Raw genomic sequence first — 18,413 nt, forward strand, 5'->3', positions numbered from 1 at the left:
TATCTGTAACTCAAATTAATGCATTTTAAAAAAGCCAATATCTGTAAGCTGTTTTTTACGCTGCTTGCCTTGCTATATATTAACACTGCATTTGCCCAAAAGAAAAAGGACTATACCCCAATGGTCGATCCTTTTATTGGTACCGGCGGGCATGGGCACACCTACCCTGGCGCTGTGGTGCCGTTTGGTATGGTACAATTAAGCCCCGATACCCGGCTCGAAGGCTGGGATGGCTGCTCTGGTTACCACTATACCGATACAGTGGTTTATGGCTTCTCGCACACGCACTTAAGCGGTACAGGTGTTGCAGATTACTGCGATGTATTATTTATGCCTACAACGGGAGCACCAAAATTATTGAATACAGAATACTGCTCTGTATTTAAGAAGAAAAATGAGATTGCTACTCCCGGTTATTATAAAACCCATTTAGAAAAATACAACATCGATGCAGAGCTTACCGCAACTACCCGTGTGGGTGTGCATCGCTACACCTTCCCTGGCACAGCAGAAGCTAATATCATTATTGACCTGAAGCACCGCGACGAAGTGCTGGATTCGTGGATTGAGGTAGTGAACAACCATGAGATCCGTGGTTTCAGGCAGTCTAAGGGGTGGGCAGCAAATCAATCGGTATACTTTTATGCTAAATTTTCTAAGCCGTTTAAAACTTATGGCATTGCACTAAATGATGCTGTACAAAAAGGGCAGCAAAAGGTACAGGGCAAAAATGTAAAAATGTATATTCAGTTTGATGACCCTAAAGAGGTAATTGCCAAGTTGGCCATCTCGTCGGTTAGTACCAACGGGGCATTAAAAAATCTGGATGCCGAAGTACCCGACTTTGATTTTAAACTGATACAAAAGGCAGCCAAAACCGAATGGATAAATGCATTGGCAAAAATTGAGGTAGAGGGTGGCGCGCCAAATACCCGGCAGCAAGCGCAGCAACAAAATGCTACCTACAATCCTTATGGCGCTAATAAGATAGCTGCCAAGAACAAGAAGAATGAAAAGCCAATTGATTACGCCAAACAAAAACAAACCATATTTTACACCGCGTTATATCATACCATGCTGGCCCCAAATGTATACAGTGATGTAGATGGCCAATACCGCGGCATGGATCAGCAGGTGCATACCGCGCAGGGCTTTACTTATTATACAGTTTTTTCTCTATGGGATACCTTTAGGGCCGAACACCCCCTATTAACTTTGATAGACCGCAAACGTACGCTCGACTTTGTTAAAAGCTTTTTGGCGATGTATGACCAGGGTGGCTTATTGCCGGTTTGGCCGCTGGCATCAAACGAAACCTTTTGCATGGTAGGTAATCACTCCATCCCCGTAATTGTGGATGCTTATGCCAAAGGAATTAAAGATTTTGATGCCGAAAAAGCATTTATAGCCATGAAGACCGCCGTAAACCGCAACCAGTTCGGGTTGGATTCGTACCGTAAAAATGGTGCGGTATTGGTTGATGATGAAAATGAATCGGTATCAAAAACCCTGGAATACGCCTACGACGACTGGTGCATTGCCCAAATGGCCAAAATGCTGAATAAAGATACCGACTACCACGAATTTATTAAACGTGCTCAATACTGGAAAAACGTTTACAATAACCAAAACGGCTTTATACAAGGCCGCACCAACGGCGGCTGGTTTGCCCCTTTTAAAGCTACCGATGTAAATAATAATTATACCGAAGGCAATGCCTGGCAATACTCCTTTCTTGTACCACAGGATGTGGAAGGTTTAATAAAAAACATGGGCGGCAAAGAAGCATTTGAAGCCAAGCTGGATGAACTTTTTACCACCACAGAGCAACTAACCGGCCGCCAGCAAGATGACATTAGCGGCTTAATAGGCCAGTATGCGCATGGTAATGAGCCAAGCCACCACATAGCTTATTTGTACAACTTTACAGATAACCCCGATAAAACACGGCTTTATTTAAGTAAGATCATGAATGAGTTTTATACTACCAAACCCGATGGCCTGGCCGGCAATGAAGACTGCGGGCAGATGTCGGCCTGGTATGTAATGAGTGCGTTGGGGTTGTATAATATTGCGCCGGGCCAGCAACAATTTCAAATAGGCTTACCCCAGTTTGATAAAGCAGTAATTAACCTCGAAAACGGAAAGAAGTTTACCATCACCAATGCCAATGCAAGCGTGGTACGCGGCAATATTTATCTACAGGGGATGAATCTGGCTAAACATGCTTATAATAAGCTTTACATCAATAATGATGACATTGTTAATGGTGGTGAATTTGAGGTATTTACTGGCCGATTGCAAAACCAATTATTTATGCAGGATCTTGAAAGGCCAACATCTAAAATAACAGACGATTTGATTGTTGCAAATCCATATTTCAGTACTTCGGAAAAGACTTTCAAACAGCCTTTCAGCATGGAGATAAAATGTGCGGAGAATGGTGTTAAAATTTACTATACATTGGATGGAAGTACGCCTACGGCTTCGTCTACACTTTATAATAAGCCGTTTTTAATTTCAACTACTACAAACATAAAAGCCATTGCTGTGAAAGATGGTAAAAGCAGCTTTATAATTTCAGGCAGTTTCATGATGATGCGTGCCGATCTTAAATTAAAGCTCAACTAGCATTATAATTGTAGGATATAATTAAGATTAGCAGCAAATATTCGCGTCTGTCAATATAATGATGTCATGCTTGTTTAGCATCCCAAAGGGCAGGTTGGCGACTTAACATGTGGGATCCCGAAACAAGTTCAGGATGACGGGTGAATAAATCATAAAAGAATGTCTTGCTGAACTTGTTTCAGCACCACAGGACAGGTCGTCGACTTAGCATGTGGGATCCCGAAACAAGTTCGGGATGACGGGTGAATAAACTATAAAAGAATGTCTTGCTGAACTTGTTTCAGCACCCTACAGGACAGGTCGGCGACTTAGCATACGGGATCCCGAAACAAGTTCAGGATGACGGGTGAATAAACCATAAAAGAATGTCTTGCTGAACTTGTTTCAGCACCCTACTGGACAAGTCGGCGACTTAGTATACGGGATGCTGAAACAAGTATAGGATGACGGGTGAATAAACCATAAAAGAATGTCTTGCTGAACTTGTTTCAGCATCCCACAGGACAGGTCGTCGACTTAGCATGTGGGATCCCGAAACAAGTTCAGGATGACGGGTGAATAAATTATAAAAATAGTATGGGATGCTGAACTTGTTTCAGCATCCCATAGGACTGGTCGGCGACTTAGCATACGGGATCCAGAAACAAGTACAGGATGATGGGTGAATAAACCATAAAAGATTGTCTTGCTGAACTTGTTTCAGCACCCTACAGGACAGGTCGGCGACTTAACATGTGGGGGATCCCGAAACAAGTTCGGGATGACGGGTGAATAAACCATAAAAGAATGTCTTGCTGAACTTGTTTCAGCACTCTACAGGACAGGTCGGCGACTTAGCATGTGAGATCCCGAAACAAGTTCGGGATGACGGGTGAATAAACCATAAAAGAATGTCATGCTGAACTTGTTTCAGCACCCCACAGGACAGGTCGGCGACTTAGCATGTGGGATTTACTTTACTTTACTTCTCACTCTCCAGCATCTTTTTTACTTCGGCAAATTTCTCTTTTTCTTCGGGTGTTGGTACCGGGTCTTTAGGATGTAATTCCTTCAGTGTTTCGAGGATAACGTTAGAGATGGCAATGCGTGTAAACCATTTTTTATCAGCCGGTATAATGTACCATGGTGCATCTTCGGTTGCTGTAGTATTAATGGCTTCTTCGTAGGCGTTCATGTAATCATTCCAATACGTTCGTTCGGTTACGTCGGCAGATGAGAATTTCCAGTTTTTATCCTCATGATCCAAACGTTTCAGGAAACGTTCTTTCTGCTCCTCTTTCGATAAATGGAGGAAAAACTTAACAATCTTAGTACCGTTACGGGTCAGGTGTTTTTCAAAGTCTTTAATGCTTTTGTAGCGGCCTTTCCAAAAATCGTCTGTAATATCTGCTACCTTTTCTATACCGGGTATGCGTTCGTTCAGCACAATTTCGGGGTGAACTTTTGTGATCAGCACATTCTCATAATGCGACCGGTTGTGGATGCCGATTCGGCCTCGCTCTGGCAGGGCTATGTAATGCCGCCATAAAAAATCATGATCCAGTTCCTCGGTGCTGGGCTGTTTAAAACTGTAAACCTGGCAACCCTGCGGATTCAAGCCCGACATGGTATGCGCAATGGCACCGTCTTTCCCGGCGGCATCCATCGCCTGGAAAATAATGAGCAGCGCATGGCGGTTATCCGCATAAAGTTTGGTTTGCAGCTCAGCGGTTTCCTTAATCAACCCCGCCAGTATTTCTTCCGAATCATCTTTTTTATATAGCCCTGTGTAGGCCGTATCAAAATCATTTAACGAAATCTTTTTTTCGCCGGTTATCTTAAATTGTTCCTGTATATTATCCATTAGTAAATTTATTAAGTATTTTAAGTAAAATTTCGTGGTTCTGATTACGTTGTTAATATTTGTTGATCACTATGAAATAGTGGCTTAAATTCACATCTTTACCCAATGTTCAGACGTATAAACAATATATTCCTGCGTAGTTTTTTAATATTCATCTACTTTATCATTATATTTTTCTGTGCTATTGAGATAAACTTCCTTTGGTTGTTTGGATACTCACCTGATATGCAGGATATTAAAACCCCTACTATGTCGGTTTCTTCCGAGGTTTACTCGGCCGATGGCAAACTACTAGGTCGTTATTTCAAAGAAAACCGCTCTCCGGTTGCTTTTAAAGACATATCTCCCAACCTGATCAATGCCCTTATCTCTACCGAAGATGCACGTTTTTACAAGCACTCCGGTGTCGATTTCTTTTCTTTTGCTACCAGTGTGGTGGCAACAGCCAAAGGCGACAAACGTGGCGGCAGCACTATTACACAACAACTGGCCAAGAATTTGTTTTCAACCCGTAAGCGTAAATCGCAGGGCTTTATTAAACATATCCCGGTGTTTCGCACCTTGGTTTATAAATGTAAGGAATGGCTTACTGCTTTTAAAATAGAACATCTGTATACTAAGCAGCAAATATTAACCATGTACTTTAACACAGTGCCTTTTGGTAATAATTCGTTCGGTATAAAAACCGCTACTCTTAAATACTTTAACAAAAACCCCAACGAGGTTACCCCTGCCGAAGCTGCTACACTGATCGGTATGCTTAAAGGCACTTCGGTATACAACCCTATCCGCTACCCGGCACGTTCACTAGAGCGGCGTAATACCGTATTGGGCCAAATGGAAAAGTATGGCTACATCACCAAAGCGGCATTTGTTGAAAATACACACACTCCATTAAACCTCGACCTCAGCTTTGTTGAAAATGATTCGCAAGGAGATTCGTACATCCGCCATGCGGTTGAAAAATGGCTGGATAAATGGCTGAAAGCTAATGATTACGATCTTTATGTGGATGGCCTGAAAATTTATACTACTATTGATTCGCGCTTGCAGCAATATGCAGAAGAGGCAGTAGATGAGAAAATGAAGATGTTGCAAAAACGTTTTTATAACATTTGGGGCAAAAAGGCACCGTGGCGCGATTCACATGGTGTGGAAATTAAAGACTTTGTACTGAAGGCCGAGCAGAAACTCCCAATATACGACCTGTTAGAGAAACGCTATAAAGGCGATACCACCCAGATTCAGGCTTATTTTAAGAAGCCTAAAAAAATGAAGGTATTTAGCTGGAACGGCGAACGCGACACCACCATATCCAGCATCGATTCCATTAAATATTACGCCAAAATACTTAATACCGGTATGATGACCATTGAGCCAACCACCGGTAAAATTAAAGTATGGGTGGGCGGTATCGATTACAAGCACTTTAACTTCGACCACGTTAACCAATCTAAACGCCAGGCGGGTTCTACATTTAAGCCCTTTGCTTATTTAACCGCGCTGGATAACGGCTACACCCCTTGCGATAAGTTTACCGATAAACCGGTTTCTATCAGCTACATGGATAATGGCAAACCCGATGTTTGGTCGCCAAACAACGCCGACTTTAAATTCTCCTACCGCGAAATGTCATTACGCTGGGCTATGGGTAAATCTGTAAACTCCATTACCGCGCAGCTAACCGAAAAAGTAGGTTGGGACAAAGTGGTACAATATGCGCACAAGTGCGGCATAGAAAGTCCGCTAAAGTCTGTTCCTTCTGTTTCATTGGGGTCTAACGATGTATCAGTTTTCGAAATGGTGCGTGCTTACAGTACTTTTTTAAACAAAGGCAACAAAATTGATCCTTTGCTCGTAACTAAGATAACCGACCAGAATGGCGGCCTGTTAGAAGAGTTTACATTGAAGACCGAAAAAGTATTAAGTGAAGAAATAGCATGGCTAATGCTTTACATGTTTCGTGGCGGTATGGAAGAACCGGGTGGTACTTCGCAAGCGCTTTGGGAATACCCCGGACTCTGGAAAAAAGCCAGTAACCAGATTGGCGGCAAAACCGGTACCTCGAGCGACTTTGTTGATGGCTGGTATATGGGTATCACCAAAGACCTGGTAACAGGGATCTGGGTTGGCGCAGACGACCGCAGCGTACACTTTAACACCTCCGAAAGCGGCGAAGGCTCACACACAGCCCTGCCAATATTCGGGCGGTTTATGGAGAAGGTTTACGCCGATGACAAAAGCGGCTATCAGCCCGGCCCGTTCCCTAAACCCTGGAGCAAGATCACCAAGGAATACATGTGCCCGTCGCCGAGAATTTCAGTTGATACCACATCTGCCGATTCACTGTCTGCACCGGTTGATACCACACAAGTAGTACCGGTGCCCGTTACCACAGAACCGGAGATAAAAAATTAGGGTATGTCTTTTGATAAACCCATTTGTTAAATTTAACCATGATATATGTGTAAACTATACCCAGTGTTAAATAAACTAAGCCGGTGCTTTATTGCCTTGTTTTGCCTGGTAATGGTATTATTATGCACTAATAAAGCCAGTGCGCAATACTTTGGCCAAAACAAGGTTCGGTATAAGAACCTCAAGTTTAAGGTTTATAAAACCCCGCATTTCGAGATCTATTATTACATGAACAATGATAGCCTCGTAAAACGGTTTGCGCAGGAAAGTGAGTTATGGTATACCCTGCATCAGCAAGTTTTCAGGGATACTTTTCGTAAGGCTAATCCAATTATACTGTATGCAAATCACCCCGATTTCCAACAAACAACAGCTATAGACGGCGAAATTAGTGTAGGTACCGGTGGTGTTACCGAAGGACTGAAAAACCGCGTGGTGATGCCGGTGATGGAAACTAACCAAACTACCCGGCATGTAATTGGACACGAGCTGGTACACGCATTTCAATATCATTCGCTTTTAAACAGCGATTCGAGCAGCCTGGCCAGCCTGGGTAATTTGCCCCTATGGATGATAGAGGGTATGGCCGAGTATCTTTCGCTCGGTAAAAAAGACGCCTACACCGCCATGTGGATGCGCGATGCTTATCTAAATCACGATATCCCTACTGTAAAAGATCTTACCGAAAGTACCAAATACTTCCCATACCGATATGGCGAGGCATTTTGGTCATTCCTGGGTTCTACTTATGGCGATACCATTATTGTACCTTTCTTTAAAAACACGGCTCGTTTCGGCTTGGAATATGGCATCAGGCGAACTTTTGGTTACGATGATAAAACACTATCCAAGCTCTGGAAGAACTCCATCGAAGCCACGTATAAGCCCTATCTGAAGGATACAACTCAAACTCCTGTTGGCAAACGCCTCATCGATAATAAAAATTCTGGCCAAATGAATGTGGCCCCAGCTATTAGTCCGGATGGCAAGTACCTGGCCTTTCTTTCAGAAAAGGATCTCTTCACGGTCGATCTCTACCTTGCAGATGCTAAAACGGGTCGAGTCATCAAGAAGCTCACCAGTAAGGTATCTAATACCCATATCGACGAATTTAACTTTATCGAATCTGCCGGGGCATGGTCGCCGGACGGGAAAAAGTTTGCCTTTAGTGTGTTTAAAGGTGGCCGTAACCGCATGCTCATTGTAAGCATACCAAGCGGGCACTTATTCAAAGATATCTCTATGGACAAGGCTGAGCAGTTCAGTAACCTGTCGTGGTCGCCAAATGGTAAGGATATTGTTTTCCAGGGAATGTCAGAAGGTCAGGGCGATTTGTATACTTACAATCTGGATACCAGGAAAATTACGCAGCTTACCAACGATAAATATTCAGACTACCAGCCCAGCTATTCGCGCGATGGTAAAAAAATCATCTTCTCGTCAGACCGTACCACTTACGATCAGGGATTAAGCCAGGAAATTACCTTTAACCTGGCCGAAATTGATGTGGCCACGCACAAGGTAACTGATATTAAGATTTTCAACGGTGCCAATAATCTTAACCCGCAATATTCTGCAGATGGGTCACAGGTATACTTCCTGTCCAATAAGGATGGTTTCCGTAATATGTACCGTTATACACTGGTAACCGGTAAAACCGAGCAAATGACGGATCTGTTTACCGGTATCAGCGGGATTACAGAATATTCTCCGGCACTCAGTATCTCTAATAACGACGATATTGTTTACTCGTACTACCGTGCACAGAAATATGCTTTGTACGATGCCAAAGCATCAGATTTTAAACCCACTGTAGTAGACCCAGGCATTACTAATTTCGATGCAGCCATGTTGCCTCCACCGCGTGCCGTAGGTGTAGATCTTATTAATGCCAACCTTAACAATTATCTGGCTTACCAACGCATCCCTGTAGATTCTATCAAGAATACCCCATATCGCCCACAATTTAAGCTCGACTACTTGGCCAGTAGCGGCGTTGGTGTAGGCGTAAGTACTTATGGTGCAGGTTTGGCAAGCGGTATACAAGGTGTGTTCAGTGATATTTTAGGCCGAAATCAAATATTTGCAGGCGCGGCAGTTAATGGCCAGATCTACGATTTTGGCGCACAGGTTGCCTATATCAACCAGCAAGGCCGGTGGAATATTGGCGGGTCTTTATCGCATATTCCTTATCAGTATGCCAATTACAATTTTGTCCCATCCACCTTTAACTATCAAGGCAAAAATATCCCTGTAAATGAAGAACGATACGATATTATCCGCATATTTCAGGATCAGGCAACCATATTTACCTCATATCCCTTCTCAAAAACAAGCCGTATAGAGTTTGGCACCGGTATTTCGAGGTATTATTACCGGGTAGACAGGTACAGTACTTATTATGATACCACCACTAACCAGGCTATAGCTACAGCCAAAAACCACATATCCCGTAAGGAATATGAAGCCGATCCATACAATAACGGCATAAGCCTGCGTCCTTTTACACTATTCCAGCTAAATACAGCTTTGGTAGGCGACAACTCTTACTTTGGTATTGCATCGCCTTTAACTGGTTACAGATACCGCTTACAGGCCGAATATGATTTTGGTTCGGCACATTATTTTGCACCAAGTATTGATGTAAGAAAATACGTACGGCTAAAGCCCATAACCCTGGCTGCAAGGTTTTACGGCTATGGGCGTCTTGGTGATACCAAGGACTTGTTATATCCCATATTTGTTGGTTATCCGTTCCTTATCCGCGGTTATGAGTATAATAGCTTTTACAACAGCGGCAAGGCTAGTTCTAATGGCTTTACAGTAAATCAATTATCCGGTAACCGTATTGCTGTAGGTAATTTTGAGATCAGGCTGCCATTTACAGGTCCCGAGAAACTCTCTCAAATTAAATCAAAATTCCTTTTTACAGAACTTAACCTGTTTTTTGATGCCGGCCTGGCCTGGAATGCAGGCAACCAGATCAAGTTTCAAAAAACACCCGATGTTATAGGCTATGGCCCGGTAACAGATGCCGCAGGCAACCCTGTGCTGGGTGCTAATGGTAAGCCCGTAAATGAAGCTATTTACAATACTAACCAGCGCGTGCCCGCATTAAGCGCAGGCGTATCTGTACGTATTAATTTATTTGGTTATTTTGTATTAGAGCCTTACCTGGCCTATCCGCTTAATCGTAACGATGTTACCAAGCCGGTATTTGGCTTAGGCTTTACCCCTGGCTGGTAAACAATATCATTTCATGAATATGCGGAGCAGCTGGTATGGTTACTCCGCTTTTATTTAAAACAACGCACAGCTTAAACAGTTAACTAACTATTAATAGGTTGGTTATATGTATAAAGTTTTGCTGTTTACTTTGTTATTTGGGATTGGACTAACAGCTTACGGGCAAAAAGTGGCAATGTCAACCGCAACTGTTACAGATAGTGTTAGGGCAAAAATTAACAAGAGCAAAAAAGTGAAGACCGTTGAAGGCGTAGACATGTTTGCCGCTAAAGACATTATTCAAAATTTAACCAACGTGCCCGATTTTAAAGTACTGCTCACCGCCATAAGGGCTGCAGGATTAACAGGAACCTTAAAAAGCAAAGGGCCTCTCACATTTTTTGCGCCTACCAATGCCGCCTTTGATAAATTACCTAAAGGCAAGATGGATACCCTGCTAAAGCACAGCCACAATTTAGATCTTTGTAATATAGTAGCCTGCCATGCCGTTTACGGCCGCATGACTAAAAGAAGCATCAGCAGAAAAATACGTTCGGGTAAAGGCACTGCCGTAATAACCACATTAGCCGGCTGTACCATAAAAGCCACCTTTGACGAAAACGATAATATTATACTGATTGACGAGAATGGTAATAAAAGCATGATCGGGACAGATGATGTGGAACAGAGTAACGGTCTTATCCATGTCATAAATGGTGTATTAATACCTAAAGTAAGGGCTATTTAAAACGTTGGCAAACTATACCTAACGTGCTGACGTAATTAGATATATAATATGTAAGGTAATCTCACCTTACATATTATATTTAAGATCAAATGAAAAAGCTAGCAAATATATTCTTCGTAAGTTCTATCATACTGTTTGGCTGCCAGCAAATGAACGGGCAAGGCAGTAAGACCAAAACAACACAGGTGCAGGTTGATAAATGGAAAAATAAACTAAGCCCCAACGAATACGATATTATGGTAAATAAAGGCACCGAACCGCCTTTTAAAAATGCCTATTGGGATAATCACCAAAAAGGTATATACGTGAGTGCCGCAACCGGCGAGGTATTATTTAGTTCGGACGATAAATTTGACAGCGGCACCGGCTGGCCAAGTTTTGTTAAGCCGGTTAACGCAGGCAAAATAGCTGTAGTAACCGATGACAGCTACGGCATGGAACGTACCGAAGTAGTAGAAAAAAGTACAGGATTACACCTTGGCCATGTTTTTGACGACGGCCCTGCAGACCGTGGCGGTAAAAGATATTGCATGAACTCTGGTGCCCTGAAATTTATTAAACAGTAACCTGCTGCAGGCGCGATGCAAACGACGGGCGTACATAAGTACGAACACGCATGCCCTGCTCGTATTTTAAACCGATGGTTAGATCTACCCAATCTGCATTTACAGATCTAATCATCTTTTCTTTTTGGCTACGGGTAAAAGTACTTACAAACTTAAACCGTTCCATAGCCATCTCTTCGTTATTGATCTCTTCAAAATATACCAGGCGGTTAAGCTGCTGGGCGTTATCAAAAAACAGGCTTGGCATATCACTGTAAAATTTCAGCGTTTTAACCAGGTCTGAGCATAAACCTACGTGCAAATTATTTCTGTTTCTGTCTGTAATAATATAGATGAACCTTTTCATTTGATAATAATATTTGGTAGTCAAAAAATAATTACTAATTTTATGAGCATAAAGTTACTAACAAAATTAGCAATTCCAAATTTTATGTCAATAATTTCATCTAACCTAAAATTTCTTAGAAAGAAAAAAGGTTTAACCCAACAACAATTTGCAGATCAGATAGGTATAAAAAGATCGTTAGTGGGCGCTTATGAAGAAGATCGTGCTGATCCTAAATATGATTTACTAAAAAAATTAGCACTTTTTTTTGACGTTAGCATTGATGCATTAATTAATGAAACTATTGATGAAAAGTGGGCTCCTAAGCCAAAAGGTAATCCTGCTAATTTAAGAGTACTTAGTATTACCGTTGATAAAGACGATAACGAGAATATAGAACTGGTACCTGTTAAGGCTAGCGCAGGCTACCTGAACGGTTACGCCGACCCCGAATTTGTAGGCACACTGCCTAAGTTTTATTTGCCGATGTTTAAACAAGGCACATTCCGTGCTTTTGAAATCAAAGGCGATTCGATGCTTCCGCTATTGTCCGGCAGTATTGTTATAGGCGAATATGTGGAGAACTGGGCCGATATTAAAGCTACCGAAACTTATGTAGTAATATCAAAAACAGAAGGTGTGGTATACAAACGCATCGGTAACAAATACAAAGAAAATAAAAAACTGAAACTGGTATCAGACAACCCGGTTTACGAACCTTACGAAATTGGTGGAGAGGATATTTTAGAGGTTTGGAAAGCGAAAGCATATTTCTCTACCCACATGCCCCAGCCCACACCAGAGCCTACTATGGAAAGCCTTACCGCTATGATGACGCAGATGCAGCGCTCTATTTCAAAGCTAAGCAACAATTAAGTTACAGCATGGTTATTAAACCATAAGGGTATATCTTTATCCAAGAACTATTAAAAACTAAAAACGATGAAGAAAGTATTTTTAATGTGTTGCCTGGTAGTAGGATTTGCTGCAGCATCACATGCACAAGGTGGCCGTATGCGTATGAGCCCGGATGAGCAAGCTAAGGCAATGCAAACCCAGTTAAAATTAACTGATGACCAAACTGCTAAAGTTACCGCTGTCCTTACTGCGCAATCTACTAAAATGGATAGCGTACGTACCGCATCAAATGGCGACAGACAAGCTATGATGACCGGCATGGGCCCGATCAGACAAGCAACTCAGGCAAAAATTGCTACTATCTTAACACCTGAACAAGCAGCAGCATACAAAAAAATGCAGGATGATATGCGTGCCCGTATGCAAAACGGCGGCGGTGGCGCACCTCAGCAAAACTAATTGTAATTTATTACACAAAGAAGAAGCGGCTATCATGCCGCTTTTTTTATTTTAGCAGCAAATTAAAACGGTGCACCCATCAGATCAATATATCGCAAACCGGCTTAACGAACGCAAGCAAGCCGGCAATTACAGGACGCTTAAGCCTGAAAGTACTGATCTGATTGATTTTTCTTCTAACGATTACCTGGGGTTTGCCCGCTCGGCTAAATTAAACGAATTAATTGCCGGAGAGTTAGCCCAATATCCGGGCTATTATAACGGTTCTACAGGCTCACGATTACTGACGGGGAATTTGCAGTATGCCGAACAACTGGAGCAGCAAATAGCAAGGTATCATGGCTATGAGGCTGGGTTATTATTTAATTCGGGCTATGACGCCAATCTGGGCTTGTTCTCGAGCCTGCCCCAACGCGCAGATACCGTTATTACCGATGAACTGATCCACGCCTCTATTATAGACGGTATCCGTTTAAGCAACGCCAACCGGTATACCTTTAAACATAATGACCTGGTTAGCCTGGAAGAAAAGCTACAGCATGCCAAAGGCCAAATCTATGTAGTAATAGAGAGCGTTTACTCAATGGATGGCGACATCCCCCCTATTGCGGCCATTTTAGAACTAACTACCCAATACAATGCCCACCTTATAGTTGACGAAGCCCACGCGATAGGCGTGTTCGGCAAAGGATTAATTAATGAATTAAACCTGCAGCAAAAAGTTTTTGCCTGCATAATCACCTTCGGCAAAGCGATGGGTACACATGGTGCTATTGTTTTAAGCAGTGCCTTGTTAAATAATTATTTGGTAAACTTTGCGCGCTCCTTTATATATAGCACAGCTGCTTCGTTTCATCAATTGGCGGGTATCAAGATGGCTTATCAGCTGCTTAATAACTCACAGAACGATATTCAAAACCTACAGGTTAACATCAAATTATTCAACGAACTGTTATCAGCATACCAAATAAAAAACAACAGCACAAGTGCTATACATTGTGTTATGGCGGGCTGTAATGATAAGGCCAAACTAATAGCACAAAACTTAAATTATACTGGTATTGACGTAAGGCCGGTGCTTAGCCCTACTGTAGCAGCAGGTACAGAAAGGCTACGTATTTGCATACACGCTTATAACACACCGCAACAAATTCAATTACTGGCAAACACATTAAATAAACTAATTAATGCCTCAGCATAAACCATTATTTATAACCGGCATTGGCACCGGCATAGGCAAAACTATAACAGCCGCTATACTAACCGAAAAATTGAAAGCCGATTACTGGAAACCCATCCAGTCCGGTGATTTGGACGACAGTGATACGCTTAAAGTAAAGGCTTTGGTCTCGAACGAAAAAACTGTTTTCCATCCGGAAACTTATCGCCTTACTGAGCCCTATTCTCCGCATAAATCAGCAGCTATTGATGGTATTGTGATCGATATCGATCATTTTTATATACCTCAAATAAGTAATACTTTAATTATTGAAGGTGCCGGCGGTTTAATGGTTCCGCTCAATGAAAAGTACCTGATGATAGACCTGATAAAAAAATTACAGGCCGAAGTTATACTGGTTTCACAAAACTACCTGGGTAGTATAAATCATACCATACTATCATGGAAAGCATTACAACAAGAAAATATTCCCATTAAAGGAATAATATTTAATGGCGATGCAGATGCCGAATCCGAAAGGTATATCCTGCAATATACCGGCCTGAAACTACTGGGTAAAATCCCTCAATTACAGCACATTGATAAACAAGCAATTGTTAATGCCGGCAAATTAATTGAAGGGCTTTGAGGTAATTAGCCTGCATAATCACTAGTTAAAAGCCTGATGAAGATCATGATCTACCATTACAATACCTATCTGTTTAGGATTAGTAACTATGATAGCCGGGGTGCCTTTGTATTTAACCAATTTGCCGGTTACATATATATTATAGCCTGTATACCTGGTTTTTTCCTGTTCGCTTAAATCTGTATTTTCCTCAGCTTTAATAATAATAGTGAGATACTGGTGTTCTGCCGAGCCACCAATGTGTAGTACTCTGTCATTGCCTCTCATTTTACTGCTGTATACCTTATCTACAATTTTAACAGTTTTGCCGATATGCTTCGATGCAGCATCAGCAGATATAATTGGAGGATTAACTGTATTAAAAGTGAAGAGTATAAATAATATTGAAAAGGCAAACTGGTTCATATCAAAAAAATTTCTATGCAATTTAAATTAAATTCATACACTGTATATTTCCTTTAACCTTATTTAACATATTATATATGAAGTAATTATGATTTGTATAAGTTCTGATTATTCATAAATACATATGTTAATATATATAAGTGATAACAATTTAATTAAAACTTAATACTCGATCATATGTTCTAAAACAAATCAAAAACACAAACACCTATGAAAAAGTTAAGTTACATGGTTATGATCGCTGCGGCTGCAATTGCATTCCAGGGTTGTGACAGTAAACCGAAAGACGCTAAAGAAAGCGCAGACAGCTTAAACAAAACTAAAGACACTACTACAAACGTTGCCGCTACTGGTGGTATAGCTGTTGACCAGGCTGACTCTAAATTTACTACTGAAGCAGCAAATGGCGGTATGGCCGAAGTTGCATTAGGTAAACTGGCTTTAACCAAAACAACTAACGCTTCTGTTAAAGAATTTGCTACCATGATGGTATCAGACCACGGCAAGGCTAACGAAAAACTGACTGAAATAGCTAAAACTAAAAACATCACTTTACCGGTAACTGTAGATGCAGACCACCAGAAAAAAATGGATGATTTAGCTAAATTAACAGGTAAAGATTTCGACAAAGCATACGTTGATGCGATGGTTGATGGCCACAAAAAAACATTAGACCTGATGAATGGTGAAGCTAAAGACGGTAAAGATGCCGAGCTTAAAGCTTTTGCTACTGAAACTGCTCCAATTGTGCAAGCACACTTAGATGCAATTAAAAAAATTAAAGACGGCTTGAAATAAGCCATTAAGTAGTTATTACATCAAAAAAAGGGGAACAGTTTAAAAGCTGCTCCCCTTTTTTAATTAATACGGAGTTTAGAGGCTCTTAACCTAAAATAAAAATTAACGTTAATTAACATTCATTAACCTTGCTTTGTACTTAGCAACAGTATTTTAATACATCTTTACTTAATTATTAAGGCAATTATATAAGGTGTTATCTGTAGCGAATGCTGAATTTTAAAATACATTGTAACGCAGTTTGTTTATTGATGCTATTTATGGCTATTGCAATAGCAAACTCAAGCTGCAAACGCAGAAATATTGTTGCCCACAATGGCACAAAAGATCTCATCTCTTTTAAATCTATCCAAGGTATAACTTATACCGAAGTGGCACGCCGGATGAAAAACGGCCTGGCCTTCAATGAATACGGCTATCAATTGGAACCGCAATGGAAAATGAGTTTTATTTCAGACGATTCAACCCGTATTTATAGTCCTATTAAAAGGCAATTCATCAATTTCCCGTTAACCCGTGGCTACGATTCTATTTTTAATACAGCCCGCTCATGGTTTAAGGTTAGAAAAATGAATAAGGACAGCCTCCTACTCGAGATGCTACAATATAAGGACGGGATGATTGACGTTACCGGCTCCAAGGTATATATGTTGTTCTATACAGAAGATTATATCAATAATACGCTCCATAGTAATACGATTAGGTTAAGGCGTCCATGTAACAGAGATACGGTGTTTATACGCCAAATGGCAAATATTGCAAATGGCAACTACCTTAAAGCTTTTGCAGCTAGCGTACCTGCGCAATTAATTAGCAAAAGCCAACATGTGATAATTACCAAAAACAAAACAGAGCCTTTAATGGAAAATAACTTTGATACCTCTGACGATTATCTTAATCCAACTTTTTATATCGTTATTAGTAAAGCTTATCGCAATTTCCACTATTCATTTTCGGTATATGTAGATGATAAGGGTAACTTGTTTTACAGAATCCCGTTAGTCGGTTTTTTTGAAAACAATTATAAGGAAGCGTATATTAAAGAATCTAAGGCAATTATGAATACTTATTTCAAATATTATCTTAACATAACTCCGGGCTCAACATTAGGTATGCGGCACTCCAGCATTATTTCTATTCATGTAAGAGGTATTAAAGTAAAATCTGCGTCCAGTTAGTCAAACATATATGTGCTTCAAAACACCTTTGATTTATACGTTAATCAAAAACAGTTTATATTCGGGTTTAATAAGTACATCTGTAATTTATGCTAGGTATTAAACAACTATCTATTAAAACTTCCGGAACTATAATTATGCTTACGGTTATTGCTTTAGGGGTAACTAGCTGCAAGCGCAAAAATATTGTATCACACAATGGCGCTAAAGACTTAATATCCTTTAAATCTATCCAGGGCATAAGTTATACCGAGGTAGCCCGGCGCATGAAAAACGGGTTGGCTTTTAATGAGTATGGCTATCAGTTAGAACCGGAGTGGAAAATGAGCTTTATTTCGGATGACTCTGCCCGGATATACAGCCCTATTAAAAAACAACTGATCAATTTCCCGCTTAGCCGTGGCTATGATTCTATTTTTAACACCGCCCGTACCTGGCTTAAGGTTAAAAAAATGAATAGGGATAGCCTTGTACTCGAAATACTTAAATTTAGTGGCGATTCTATAGAAACCAAAGGAGCCAAAGTTTACATGATTATGTATGCCGATAATTACATTAAAAACGTATTACATAGCGACAGCGTTATTTTACGGCATCCAAGCAAAAGGGATACCGCTTTTATACGTGGCTTGGTAGCCAAAGCAAACAGCAACTACACCAAAGCATTTGCAGCAAGGCAGCCGGTTAAACTTATTAGCCTAAGCCCCTTAGCTAGCGCAATACAGCGCAAAACTATACCCGAAATGCAAAATAACTTTGATACTTCCGATGATTACCTCGACCCTACTTTCGACATTGTAATTAATAAAGCTTACAAAAATTTCTATTATTCGTTTTCGGTATATGTTGATGATAAAGGCGAAATGCATTACAGGCGTGCATTGGTCGACTTTAGCATGAGCCCGGAATTTGAAGCACCATATAACCGTATTGCAGAAGGTATTATGAAAAGCTACTTGAAATTATACTTCAAAATTATACCTGGTTCAACATTAGGAATGACGCATGCCAGCATCATATCAATTCATTTAAAAGGTAGCACAGCAGCACCCCATGCTGTTACAGATACATTGGCAAAACATCGCGATTAGCGGGTTAAGCAAATGAATAAAATGAACAAAACTTAAGTCGACCAATTTTCGTATCTTATT

The 18,413-nt window shown here is 40.9% G+C and carries 15 protein-coding genes; 12 read left to right on the forward strand and 3 right to left on the reverse strand.

Features of this window, described 5'->3' with window-relative positions:
* Nucleotides 1-18 precede the first annotated feature (18 nt).
* Nucleotides 19-2,631, forward strand: coding sequence for a GH92 family glycosyl hydrolase (locus RG47T_RS09240; RefSeq protein WP_074489150.1), 2,613 nt, complete (start codon nucleotides 19-21; stop codon nucleotides 2,629-2,631).
* Nucleotides 2,632-3,592: 961 nt separating this feature from the next.
* Here RG47T_RS09240 and RG47T_RS09245 read toward each other — a convergent pair.
* Nucleotides 3,593-4,474 (reverse strand): polyphosphate kinase 2 family protein, encoded by an 882-nt coding sequence (locus RG47T_RS09245; protein WP_074489151.1) that lies wholly within the window; start codon nucleotides 4,472-4,474, stop codon nucleotides 3,593-3,595.
* A 105-nt stretch (nucleotides 4,475-4,579) separates the two neighbouring features.
* Between RG47T_RS09245 and RG47T_RS09250 the strand changes: the two genes are divergently transcribed.
* The 4 genes from RG47T_RS09250 (at nucleotide 4,580) to msrB (ending at nucleotide 11,431) form a co-directional block, all read left to right on the forward strand.
* The gene (locus RG47T_RS09250) at nucleotides 4,580-6,892 is read left to right on the forward strand and encodes a transglycosylase domain-containing protein (RefSeq protein WP_074489152.1); all 2,313 of its coding nucleotides are present in this window, start codon (nucleotides 4,580-4,582) and stop codon (nucleotides 6,890-6,892) included.
* Between the two features lie 45 nt (nucleotides 6,893-6,937).
* Nucleotides 6,938-10,138: a DPP IV N-terminal domain-containing protein gene (locus tag RG47T_RS09255; RefSeq protein ID WP_074489153.1), complete on the forward strand. Its 3,201-nt coding sequence runs from the start codon at nucleotides 6,938-6,940 to the stop codon at nucleotides 10,136-10,138.
* Between the two features lie 106 nt (nucleotides 10,139-10,244).
* Nucleotides 10,245-10,865 (forward strand): fasciclin domain-containing protein, encoded by a 621-nt coding sequence (locus RG47T_RS09260; RefSeq protein ID WP_083627349.1) that lies wholly within the window; start codon nucleotides 10,245-10,247, stop codon nucleotides 10,863-10,865.
* An 89-nt stretch (nucleotides 10,866-10,954) separates the two neighbouring features.
* Nucleotides 10,955-11,431, forward strand: a complete 477-nt coding sequence (msrB, locus tag RG47T_RS09265; protein WP_074489154.1) for a peptide-methionine (R)-S-oxide reductase MsrB — start codon at nucleotides 10,955-10,957, stop codon at nucleotides 11,429-11,431.
* Here msrB and RG47T_RS09270 read toward each other — a convergent pair.
* Entirely contained in the window at nucleotides 11,421-11,777 is a 357-nt protein-coding gene (locus RG47T_RS09270; RefSeq protein ID WP_074489155.1) for a GIY-YIG nuclease family protein, read from the reverse strand. The two genes, msrB and RG47T_RS09270, sit on opposite strands and share 11 nt — an antisense overlap.
* A gap of 84 nt (nucleotides 11,778-11,861) precedes the next feature.
* Between RG47T_RS09270 and RG47T_RS09275 the strand changes: the two genes are divergently transcribed.
* The 4 genes from RG47T_RS09275 (at nucleotide 11,862) to bioD (ending at nucleotide 14,881) form a co-directional block, all read left to right on the forward strand.
* Nucleotides 11,862-12,632, forward strand: coding sequence for an XRE family transcriptional regulator (locus RG47T_RS09275; protein WP_074489156.1), 771 nt, complete (start codon nucleotides 11,862-11,864; stop codon nucleotides 12,630-12,632).
* Between the two features lie 66 nt (nucleotides 12,633-12,698).
* On the forward strand, nucleotides 12,699-13,073 hold the full coding sequence (locus RG47T_RS09280; protein ID WP_074489157.1) for a DUF4890 domain-containing protein: 375 nt from the start codon (nucleotides 12,699-12,701) through the stop codon (nucleotides 13,071-13,073).
* Between the two features lie 70 nt (nucleotides 13,074-13,143).
* Nucleotides 13,144-14,274 (forward strand): aminotransferase class I/II-fold pyridoxal phosphate-dependent enzyme, encoded by a 1,131-nt coding sequence (locus tag RG47T_RS09285; protein WP_074489158.1) that lies wholly within the window; start codon nucleotides 13,144-13,146, stop codon nucleotides 14,272-14,274.
* Complete coding sequence (gene bioD / locus RG47T_RS09290; RefSeq protein ID WP_074489159.1) at nucleotides 14,261-14,881, forward strand: dethiobiotin synthase; 621 nt, start codon at nucleotides 14,261-14,263, stop codon at nucleotides 14,879-14,881. Before RG47T_RS09285 ends, bioD begins: the two co-directional genes overlap by 14 nt.
* Before the next feature lie 21 nt (nucleotides 14,882-14,902).
* Here the strand turns inward: bioD and RG47T_RS09295 are convergent, their stop codons facing one another.
* Nucleotides 14,903-15,286, reverse strand: coding sequence for a hypothetical protein (locus tag RG47T_RS09295; protein WP_074489160.1), 384 nt, complete (start codon nucleotides 15,284-15,286; stop codon nucleotides 14,903-14,905).
* A 210-nt stretch (nucleotides 15,287-15,496) separates the two neighbouring features.
* On the opposite strand from RG47T_RS09295, the gene RG47T_RS09300 reads away from it, so the two are divergent.
* The 3 genes from RG47T_RS09300 (at nucleotide 15,497) to RG47T_RS09310 (ending at nucleotide 18,353) form a co-directional block, all read left to right on the forward strand.
* Nucleotides 15,497-16,084 (forward strand): DUF4142 domain-containing protein, encoded by a 588-nt coding sequence (locus RG47T_RS09300; protein ID WP_074489161.1) that lies wholly within the window; start codon nucleotides 15,497-15,499, stop codon nucleotides 16,082-16,084.
* 260 nt (nucleotides 16,085-16,344) lie between these two features.
* On the forward strand, nucleotides 16,345-17,262 hold the full coding sequence (locus tag RG47T_RS09305) for a hypothetical protein (RefSeq protein ID WP_139235669.1): 918 nt from the start codon (nucleotides 16,345-16,347) through the stop codon (nucleotides 17,260-17,262).
* Nucleotides 17,263-17,351: 89 nt separating this feature from the next.
* Nucleotides 17,352-18,353, forward strand: coding sequence for a hypothetical protein (locus tag RG47T_RS09310; RefSeq protein WP_074489163.1), 1,002 nt, complete (start codon nucleotides 17,352-17,354; stop codon nucleotides 18,351-18,353).
* Nucleotides 18,354-18,413 lie beyond the last annotated feature (60 nt).

Source organism: Mucilaginibacter polytrichastri (assembly GCF_001911425.1).
Classification (GTDB): Bacteria; Bacteroidota; Bacteroidia; order Sphingobacteriales; family Sphingobacteriaceae; genus Mucilaginibacter; species Mucilaginibacter polytrichastri.